Source organism: Pseudomonas sp. MF08875, from assembly GCF_059862525.1.
This window is the reverse complement of the sequence record NZ_JCBCUW010000086.1, coordinates 1-9,836: the sequence shown is the minus strand read 5'-3', so window position 1 is coordinate 9,836 and position 9,836 is coordinate 1. Positions and strand designations below refer to the sequence as shown.

The 9,836-nt window shown below is 56.4% G+C and carries 8 protein-coding genes and 3 pseudogenes; 6 read left to right on the top strand and 5 right to left on the bottom strand.

Features of this window, described 5'->3' with window-relative positions; translation table 11 throughout:
- Positions 1-118, top strand: a pseudogene (locus AC19YT_RS27475) (IS30 family transposase); the annotation flags it as partial.
- A 9-nt stretch (positions 119-127) separates the two neighbouring features.
- Here the strand turns inward: AC19YT_RS27475 and mobH are convergent.
- Positions 128-1,843, bottom strand: a pseudogene (gene mobH / locus AC19YT_RS27470) (MobH family relaxase); the annotation flags it as partial.
- A gap of 220 nt (positions 1,844-2,063) precedes the next feature.
- Here mobH and AC19YT_RS27465 point away from each other — a divergent pair.
- A pseudogene (locus tag AC19YT_RS27465) lies at positions 2,064-2,232 on the top strand (DUF7740 domain-containing protein).
- 153 nt (positions 2,233-2,385) lie between these two features.
- On the opposite strand, the gene AC19YT_RS27460 reads toward AC19YT_RS27465, so the two are convergent.
- Together AC19YT_RS27460 and AC19YT_RS27455 are read right to left on the bottom strand one after the other, a co-directional pair.
- Positions 2,386-2,841: a VOC family protein gene (locus tag AC19YT_RS27460; protein WP_500611337.1), complete on the bottom strand. Its 456-nt coding sequence runs from the start codon at positions 2,839-2,841 to the stop codon at positions 2,386-2,388.
- Positions 2,842-2,891: 50 nt separating this feature from the next.
- Complete coding sequence (locus AC19YT_RS27455) at positions 2,892-4,283, bottom strand: NAD-dependent succinate-semialdehyde dehydrogenase (RefSeq protein WP_500611336.1); 1,392 nt, start codon at positions 4,281-4,283, stop codon at positions 2,892-2,894.
- A gap of 488 nt (positions 4,284-4,771) precedes the next feature.
- On the opposite strand from AC19YT_RS27455, the gene adhP reads away from it, so the two are divergent.
- Positions 4,772-5,782: an alcohol dehydrogenase AdhP gene (gene adhP, locus AC19YT_RS27450; protein ID WP_500611335.1), complete on the top strand. Its 1,011-nt coding sequence runs from the start codon at positions 4,772-4,774 to the stop codon at positions 5,780-5,782.
- Between the two features lie 289 nt (positions 5,783-6,071).
- Entirely contained in the window at positions 6,072-6,269 is a 198-nt protein-coding gene (locus AC19YT_RS27445; RefSeq protein ID WP_007901093.1) for a DUF7740 domain-containing protein, read from the top strand.
- Positions 6,270-6,399: 130 nt separating this feature from the next.
- Here AC19YT_RS27445 and AC19YT_RS27440 read toward each other — a convergent pair whose 3' ends face one another.
- A complete protein-coding gene (locus AC19YT_RS27440) occupies positions 6,400-7,359 on the bottom strand; it encodes an ArdC family protein (RefSeq protein ID WP_500611334.1) in 960 nt (319 codons plus the stop codon).
- Between the two features lie 132 nt (positions 7,360-7,491).
- Positions 7,492-7,821 carry a hypothetical protein gene (locus tag AC19YT_RS27435; protein ID WP_500611333.1) on the bottom strand — a complete coding sequence of 110 codons (330 nt, stop codon included), beginning with the start codon at positions 7,819-7,821 and terminating at the stop codon, positions 7,492-7,494.
- A gap of 440 nt (positions 7,822-8,261) precedes the next feature.
- Here AC19YT_RS27435 and AC19YT_RS27430 point away from each other — a divergent pair, with 440 nt between their 5' ends.
- Together AC19YT_RS27430 and AC19YT_RS27425 are read left to right on the top strand one after the other, a co-directional pair.
- Entirely contained in the window at positions 8,262-8,993 is a 732-nt protein-coding gene (locus AC19YT_RS27430; RefSeq protein ID WP_011334428.1) for a hypothetical protein, read from the top strand.
- Complete coding sequence (locus AC19YT_RS27425) at positions 8,993-9,586, top strand: hypothetical protein (protein ID WP_054092842.1); 594 nt, start codon at positions 8,993-8,995, stop codon at positions 9,584-9,586. The genes AC19YT_RS27430 and AC19YT_RS27425 overlap by 1 nt, the downstream gene beginning before the upstream one ends.
- Positions 9,587-9,836 lie beyond the last annotated feature (250 nt).

The window sequence follows — 9,836 nt, the reverse complement described above, 5'->3', positions numbered from 1 at the left end:
GACCGTCGAAGCCGTCAATCGGACAGTAGCGAGGATCAATCTACGCCCGCGCAAGCGCTTGGGCTGGAAGACGCCGTACGAAGTGCATACAGGGGTGAGCGTTGCACTTATGTGTTGAATTCAGGGGTTCAAACGAGAGAAAAGGATTGTCGGCAGGCATCGTTTCGAACAACAGTTCTGGCTTTTTTAGCAAATAACCTTTGAGTCTTGCTTTCTTCCGAGGACCTTCGACCTGACAGATCCAGATGTTCAAGCCATCGTCCCGTTTCCTGTGGACTTTCAGTTTCTCGAACTGTTTCTGCACCCAACGCCATTCTTCAATCTCTTGATCGGTCCCCTGAGATACACCAGGAAACTCCTGCGCGTAGCGTTGGAACAGACCAGGCGTGACCAGAAATACGCTGCCACTCACCGTGTGTATTTTGGCCTTGCTGTCGTTGATGATCAGCTTGTGACTCAGGATGCCTTCCTTGACCCAATTCAGAAAAAGCTGGCCTGGGTTGTCCGAAGGGGAGCTTGAGGCTTCAAGAGCATTTTCTGGCGGCGGATCACGCACCTCGGATTCTCCCATTTCGAACATATCCAGCAATGTGCCGAGATAGTCGGCATCCTCCATCGCCATGGGGTCTAGCTGCGATTGGTTTTGACGTGATTCTGTACTGACTGTTTTGGGAGCTGGTGGTGATACAGTAGCGTCAGTCGGGTGGTCATCGACTGCAATGCTCACCGTTCCGCTGAAAGCTTTTGGGCGGTCTTCGTTCCCCCAGATCAACGCCGGTTGAAGGCGCAAAAACGTAAAGGTCTGCTGCCAGTCCCTCTGCGCGACAATAGCGGTCCAGATGGCTTTGCCTTCTGGAGTCGACTCGACCAGCCCATGCGACTGCAGTTCGTCGAACACGGCAATGTTGGACGAGGGAATGCCCTCAATCGCTTGCGACAGCAGATAGGCTCGCAGCTTGTCCGTGACCGTCTTGCTGACGAGCCAGAGTGCGTCCTGGGTCAGCCATCCCGCGGCACCTGGCTGGTTGAGTTTCAGCTCGTGTTGAACCAGATGACGCAGTCCGCTGATCAAGTGATGTTGCAGCGAATGAATTGGCGCTTGTAGCGCCTTGCTTGGCTTGCCACCGATGTTCTATGCGGTGGAGACGCGGTCGGCCTGAATGACCAACTCGCCCAGCACACCGGCACGTTCGTATTGACCCGCCAGGACATACAGCAGGCTGGCCCACAGCGCCGGAAATCCGCAGAGCCAGTCCAGGATCGGGCGATCGAGAATCTGGGTGTAGAGCAAGCCTGCGGCGGCGCCGTGCAGGTGGTAGTCGCGGCCTTTGAGGTAGCGAAAACGGTAGGGCTGATCCAGGGCACCCTGCCAAGGATGCCAAATACGGCCATCCTGGCGTTCAACCAGCAGGTCCACGGCGATTTTGCCGATGTCATGGAGCAGGGCGGCATAGGCGATGCCGGCGGACCAGGCGTCAGTTTGGGCGGCCTGGTCTTCGGGCGCAGCGCCGGTGGGCAGCAGATAGGATTGGCGCAGTTTCAAACTGCAGGCGACCAGTTCCAGTCCATGGTCGAGCATACCGCCGAGATACGCATGGTGGTGCGTCTCGCTGGCCGGGAGTTGCTGGACCTGTTCGGCGTAGCGATGGATCGGATTTAAATAGAGTTGGATGAACTGCGCGTGGGAGAGGGCGGTGTATTGCCAGATGCGATCGAGTAACTGACGGCGGTGCTCCACTGCTAAGAGGGTATGGGCTGACTCGATGGACAGGTAACCTTCGGCGACGCTCACGGTCGGTGGCGGAGGGGGCTTCTGCATTTTGCGGCGAAACAGGCTGAGCATCATGACCTCCGGGAAGTGGCTGGTCAGTGGCCTTTTAGCCTTTTCGGATAGCGCTCTTACCCTTGAGTGCCCATTCCTTTCCAACCTTTACCGTCCTTTTGGCTCGTGTCCCTTTGCGCGGCAATCGGAATATGGATACTGCTAGGCATCGTTTTGTTGGAGGGGGGGCGGAAAAGGGAAGAATCGGTACGCTTCGGTGTGAATTTTCTAGGGTCTAACCATGAACCTCGCTGACGTCACGCCCGTGCTGCTGCTCGCGGTGCGCATCCGCGACCGACGAAGCCGTCAGGGCCTCGGCGCAGAGCGTGGTCAAGAAGTTACCGCGCAGTAACCGCGATCTGATCTACAAGGTGATCGACAGCCGAAGTCCGCTCGAGCTGGCGAGCTGATTGATTTTCTGGCGCAGCAATAAAGCTGTCCTTGTCAGTAACCAAATAAACTTATGCCAAGCGGGGCAAGTCTGGCTTTTTTCTTCCTGAAACGTTCGAAATGCGAGCCGTGGGGGAGCCTATGCTTTCAATGGCATAGGTGAATAAAGATATTCATTTCTGGCGGTCACTTCTTCGCGATTTTCCGAGCATGCGCCGCTTTTGTTTTTCCAGGAAAAACATCACCTCAAGCTTCAGACCATCGGGGTCGAGGAAATACACCGCATAGTAGCCCTCGCCATAGTCCGGATAATCAGCGGGTGCGTCGACAATCGTAATCCCCTGATCCAGCAGGAACGCGTAGAGCGCGTCGACGTCCTCACGCGCGCCCAGCTCGAACGCATAGTGGTGATAGCCCACATCGCCGGTCCGGTGCTTATGTTTGCGACCCTGGGCATCGGCTTCGGTGATCCAGAACATGGTTTCGCCGTTGGTCCAGCCAATAACCCGGTCGAACTCCCACTCGATGGTGAATCCCAGGAAACCGAGTACCTGATCGTAGAACGCCCTGGAGCGTTCCAGATCACTGACACGAATGGCCAAGTGATCGATCCCGATGACGTTCACCATGTCAGGTCTCCTTGATTTCGGTTTCCAGGGACAAAGGGCTGCGTTGAAACTCAGAACGGTGCGTCGATATCGACCACGACAATCAGCTTGTGGTTGACGAACTCCTTGAGCCCCAGCCCGATCAGCTCGCGGCCATACCCCGAGCGGCGCACGCCACCGAAAGGCAGATCGGCTTCGACCTTGGTGGGATGGTTGACGAACACCATACCCGTGGAGATTTTCTTCGCGACTTCTGCGCCATGCGCCGTATCCGAGGTGAACACCGAACCGCCGAGGCCGAAGGGCGAGTCGTTGGCAATGCGCACCGCATCGTCTTCATCCTTGGCGCGGAACACCAGGGAAACCGGGCCAAAAAACTCCCAGTAGCGAGCGGGGTTGTCCTCCGCGACATCGGTCAGGATCGTCGGCTGCACGAATGCCCCTTCGACCGGCACGGGCGGCCCGACCTCTTCGGCCTTGGCGCCCAGCTTCACGGCGTCGAGGATCTTTTGCTTGACCTCATTGGCGGCGCTTTGCGAGGAGAGCGGCGCCAGGGTCGTCTTCGCATCGAAGGGATCGCCGGCCACCAGTTCTGCGACGCCCTTGCGATAGAGCGCGAGGAAGTCGTCATAGACCGCATCGACCACAATCATGCGCTTGGAGGACACGCAGACCTGCCCGGCATTCCAATGCCGGCCGAACACCGCCCATTGGCTTGTTTTCGCCAGGTCCGCGTCGGCCAGCACGACGAAGGCGTCGGCGCCGCCGAGTTCCAGGGTGGATTTTTTCAGCGCTTTGCCAGCTTGCGACGCAACGACCGCCCATGCACCTTCTGAGCCGGTCAAGGCGACGCCCTGAACTCGGGTATCGTTGATGATCAACTCAATTTGTGAGCGCGTGGCGTACAGATTACGGAAGGCGCCGTCAGGCAGACCGGCATCCTTCATCAATTTTTGAAAGCCCGCCGCGCTTTGCGGCACATTCGCCGCGTGTTTGAGCAGCACGGTATTACCGGCAGAAAGCTGCGGCGCCAGAATGCGGGCGATCTGGTAATAAGGGAAATTCCACGGCTCGATGGCCAGCAGCACGCCGAGCGGTTCGCACACGACCACCGCCTCGCCCTCGGCAGGATCGAGCACCGGGAGTTTCTCCGGCTTGAGCAAGGTTTCGGCATTGCGCACGTAGTATTCGAAGATTTTTGCCGACAACTCGACCTCGGCTTTCGCCTCGGCAAACAGCTTGCCCATCTCCAGCGTCAGCACCTTGGCAAAGGCGTCGCTGTCCTTGCGCAGAAGATCGGCCGCATTTTGCAGGATGCGTGCACGCTCGGCGAAAGGCGTGTCCTTCCAGACCCGAAAAGCCTCGTGGGCCTTGCCGATGGCCTCGGTCACCTCTGCATCGGTGGCATCGGGAAAGGTTTGCAGTGTCTCGCCCGTATAGGGATTGATCGTTGCGTACGCCATGTAAACGCTACTCCATAACCGTTTCGACTAATGGGCCAACCCGCCGCTGGGTGCATGTGCCGGGACTGACGAAGGCACACCGATAACAGGTTTCAAGCATGAAACGAAAGGTCGCACGTGCCTGTAAGCGCGACATGCCTGGGATATCACTTGACTTCGAGGGCCGCAGCGACGGTCACTAAAAGAGGCCACGATGCTCTGCCGATCAGCCTCGCCAGTTGATCTTTGTCATAGAAAGGCACAAAACAGGCGTCCTTGCGCGGGTTGCCTGACTAATAGGCATCCCCCTTTTCCGCGACTTGTGCCATAAGAACGGTAGCGTCGGCGACCCGATGGCGCAGCAATGGCATCCATTGACTCCCCGATCCTGGGGCCGGGTGGCGGGCATTGCGCCAGACCTCGGACCGCTTGAAGGGTGGTGCTGTACTGTTCTGGCACTGGTTGGACCTGCTGTAACGCAAGCTCACTCACGAATACAAGGAGAAAGTATGAAAGCTGCAGTTGTTGCCCAAGGGCATCGCGTGAATGTGACCGAAAAAACATTACGGCCTCTGAAGCATGGTGAGGCGCTCCTCAAAATGCAGTGCTGCGGCGTCTGCCACACGGACCTGCACGTCAAGAACGGCGATTTCGGTGACAAAACCGGGGTGATCCTGGGTCATGAAGGCATCGGTATCGTTCAGGAAGTAGGCCCCGGCGTCACCTCGCTGAAACCCGGCGATCGGGCCAGCGTCGCGTGGTTCTTCCAAGGGTGCGGGCATTGTGAATACTGCAACAGCGGCAACGAGACACTCTGCCGCGAGGTAAAAAACTCCGGGTATACCGTGGATGGCGCCATGGCCGAAGAGTGCATTGTCGTCGCCGATTACTCCGTGAAAGTGCCTGATGGGCTTGATTCTGCTGCAGCGAGCAGCGTGACCTGTGCCGGAGTGACGACTTACAAAGCCGTGAAGATTTCCAATATTCGCCCCGGGCAATGGATCGCGATCTACGGGCTAGGCGGCTTGGGGAATCTGGCGTTGCAGTATGCAAAAAATGTGTTCAACGCCAGAGTGATTGCCGTGGACATCAACGACGATCAACTGCAATTCGCCAGGGAAATGGGCGCCGATCTGGTCATCAACTCACGTAACGAGGATGCCGCAAAAGTTATCCAGGAGACGGTCGGCGGCGCCCACGCCGCTGTCGTGACGGCCGTGGCCAAGGTCGCGTTCAACTCTGCGGTGGATGCCCTGCGTGCTGGTGGACGCCTGGTCGCAGTCGGGCTTCCGCCTGAAACCATGAGCCTCGATATTCCGCGGTTGGTGCTTGACGGGATCGAGGTGGTGGGTTCACTGGTCGGCACGCGACAAGACCTCGTTGAAGCCTTCGAGTTTGCCGCGCAAGGCAAGGTGGTGCCTAAAGTGACATTGCGCCCTATCGAGGATATCAATGAGATTTTCGACGAAATGCAGCAGGGTAAAATCAAAGGTCGTATGGTGATTGATTTAAGTAATTAAGGGGCCATTGGCAGTCGCTAAACCGGCTGCCAATTCCAATTCCATTGGATCACGTATCTTTGATTGCTACATGATTTTCAACTTTCACACAATTTCGCCCGCTGCGCTTGGCAAGGATAAGGTGCCTGATCTGCACATATTCAAAGCACGCGCTGGCATATGCCGCATCTTGTGGGAGCCACCGGGCAACTCCAAGAAATGGTCACCGCCCCGACGGGCAAAGGTTGTTGCGGGGATTCCGGCGCACACAATTGTCGGTACACTGAAGGGCAAATTTTTGGGTCTTGCCATGAACCTCACTGACGCCACGCTGGTGCTGCTGCTCGCGGCACGTATCCATGGGACTGACGAAGCCGTCCGGGCCTCGGCGAAGAGCGTGGTCAAGAAGTTGCCGCGCAGTAAGCGTGATCTGATCTACAAGGTGATCGATAGCCGAAGTCCGCTCGAGCTGGTGGATTTTCTGGCGCAGAACCTGGATGCGGAATGACAGGCTGCGGGTGTGTGCCCATCCCTGACTCTTTGCATCAGAGCCCCGCGGCATGGGGGTTTCTGGGCGCAGAAAAAAGGGCCCAACTCGCGTTGGGCCCTGTGATGCGATTGCAGCGGTGAGGTAACGATCAAACTCCATCGTTCATGCATCGTGAGTCATCCATTACCATCTGCTTCAGTTGCTGCTCCAGGTTGAGTACATACTCCGAGGCGCTTCGGGCGTGACCACTGGCGCGAAAGATCGCGCGTTTGTCAGCCTTGAGCAGGCCGAGCCAGGAGTCGATGTAGCCCTCGTGACGCAGATCCCCCTGTATACCGGCGTAAGCACATAAAAAAGCAGCGCCCATCTCGGCGATCAACTCCTCAAACGCGTAGCCTGGCGAGCCGAACGGACAGGCTGACGTCATGCCTTCGCGCTGCAACCGAGCGTGATGCCCGGTCCAGTGCGTCAGCTCATGAAGTGCCGTGGCGTAGTACCCGCCCTCATCTTGAAATTGTGCTTTTGTCGGCAGTTGGATGAGATCCCTGATCGGGTGGTAAAAGGCTTCGCCGGCAGGCCGATGAACGATGCGTGCACCTGAACTCAACAGCAGATTTTCCGCGACGCTGTTGGGCTGGAAGGGATCACTCTGTTCCGTCTCAAGCATAGTTTCATTGAGCATTTCGAGCCCCTCCGTTTGCTCGATGTTGAACAGAAAATGTGTCCTGAGAATGCCGAAGTGAGCGACCTTGGGCTGACCGTTTTCATCGAGTACGGGTTGGCCTGACTCGGTCTGTTCCTCGCGCTCCATCGGCTTGTAGAGCACCGCCAGAGTGCTGTGCTCACCCTTACGAATGTGCCCACCGGTCTTTTTGGCTTGGTTGAAGGTCAGCCAACGATCTTGAGTGAAGCCCTGCAACCTGGCTTCGGCCCAGAGCAGCGGTAAATTGATCCCCGAATACGGACGTCGCGTGATGGCGTTGATGGGGTAGGGTTGATGACCGATGTCAACTGAGCCACTTGAGGACCAGGGTTTGATCCAGGGAACAACGCCTTGGTCTAACGCGGTAACGATCTTGTCTGTCACGTCTTGGTAGATATCGCGCATGGCAATTTCCTCGAGAGAAAAACGGAGGAACGCCTTGCCCGTCGGGGGAGGGTTCCCCGGTTGGGTGATGGGTTGGATTGATGCAGGTCTTGCATGCCGTCCGAATGTGGAGGTGGGCGCCGCCCATTGCGCTTAGCGCTGGTGTTCTCCTGCAAGCGCTATCAGCAAGGCGGCAGGCTGACCCGGTTCTTGGAGTAGGCTCAGACTCAATTGCAGCAACGGGTCGTGGTCTAAGTGATCGGTTGGTTCAATGTGGATTACCTCGAACAGCACGTAAGGCTTGTGCGGAAAGACCAGGTGGGCTTCGAAGGCCGCGCGCAATACGTGGCTCAGCCGATCGACCTGCAACTTCTCAGCGTGATCGGATTGCTCGAGCAGTACTGCGCGTTGCCACGCACCAGGGGTGAACACGACGGGCAACCGAAGGGAGGTCAGTGTTTCCGGTGTAGGTGAGTCGGGCATGGTATGTCTCCGTTGAAAACGCGAAGAAACCTGTCCTGTGCGGGGAAAGATTTCCCCGCAGTGGGTTGAAGAAAATCAAGAGGGCTTACCTCACGAGCAGAGCTCGAAAGGCGCTCATAAGAGCAGTAGGCGTTCATCACCGTAGCAACGGTCACCGTGCGAGCCACCGAACGCTAATCGCACTTGGGGGGAACCATCATCGAAGTGACGTAGCCTTGAAGGTTCTGGCTACCTGGGAAAATGCTGTCGATAACAGCGATCCGTACCTCGGGTTTAGCCGAGCTGTTCGCGAATAGCAACGAGATAAACCAACGCGTTAGACGAACTGAGTCTACTGAAAGCCAGCCTTGTTTTTTCGACCGGATTGACTGACAAACGGTTAGGCTTGGAGCGCTACCGGCAAGCTTCTAAAGGGCGTGATACTAGGGTGATGATGTTCAATGAAGTTGTATGAAAATGTGGTTATCGGAAATTTTCTCTACGGGCTGGGGTTCGCTCTTGGTTCACAGCTGAGATCCGGTCAGTTACCAAGTATGGTGAACTTGCTTCAACAAACGCCAGACGATAAACGATTGGGGGATTTGCTGATGGCATTCCCTGGCACAGTACGTTTGATCGAGTTTAAGACTGAGGCTAACAAGTCAAAAAAAGAGGCTGGTCGTCACCAGTTTCTATCTCGAATTTTTTCCGAAAAATTGGACGAATTGCCTGACCTGCCAGGTACTTCGCGGCGGGTGCATTGGTACATCGAAACGGCGCCGCTTCCCAGCGCTGCACTGTCGGCACGCATTGAGCCCTATCTCGATGCGTTTGGCGAAGGCGCCAGGCAACGGCCTAAGTCAAGTGAGAGGTTCCAAAATTTTATCGAGGAGCTGGCTGCTGGCATTCTGCAACGCAGATCGGCTGAGATCACAAGGGCTGAGCGCGACTACATCGATCTGGTGCGGCTTGCTCAAGGGCCAGAGGAGACCGGAACAGGCGGATTGGTGCTGGTGGCCGGCAGCGGTGGAGGTCTGCATTTCGCCGCCTTACAGGATTTGATGGATTTGAACCTGTCCCACAAACAATGGATCGAGTACAGCCAGGAGCGATATCTTTCCCTTCAGAGAGAGATGAAGCAACCAGATCACGAGATGCCCGATCTAAAAGGTCCAACTTTAGGAAGATATTGATGGCCGGAACAAGTCAAGAGCAAGCGCACGATCGAAATTTTCAGGCCCTCTTTGGCGCGGCTCGCAAAGTTCTCGAAGCTGTAGAGATCGATGAGAGCAAGTCTCGACGGGCTACTGATGCGTTGCGTGAGCTGCAGGATAGCGTCGAAAAGAAGCTGGTTCGACTGGAGGCGGGCGTCAAACAGAGCATCGAGAGTTCTGCACAGTCAACTGCGAATCAAGCCGCTGAGCTGTTGAGCAAGAGATTCACGGAGGCAGATGCTGCCGCTCAGCGGGCTGCTGAACTGTACAACATGGCAGCAAAGAAATTGAATAGCAGGCGTTGGCTCTACTTCCTGTCGGCGCAGGCTACGATCCTTACATTGGTAGTAGTGTCTCTCTATCTGTGGGTGCCGTCGTTAGACGAAATAAAAGCGCGTCGAGGCGAGGTGGCGAGACTGGACGAATTAGGCAGTCGGGTTGAGTGGTCGAAATGCAATGTTGGGAATGGTCAGATGCGCGATTGCATACGCACGGACGAATCGGAGCATGCGGACTTTTTCGAAGACCGCACAAAAAAGGGCAAGACTTATCGCATACCGAAAGGTTACTAGCCGTTTACGGGGCCTATTCTTGGCGGACTAGGATATGGGGGCTGTTTTCAACGCGCAGCCCAAACGCTCGCGGCGCCGTCTGAGCAAACTGATAAACGGTCAGATATGGACCGCTTTCAGTAGTAGGCCCTGAATTCATAGAATAAGCGCAACGCTTGAAACGAGAGGCAGAGAGCCAGCCACCGGTAGAATCCAGGCTCTCACACCGAAGGATTCAAGCGCAGATGACTACGCATTACCGGCAGCTGAC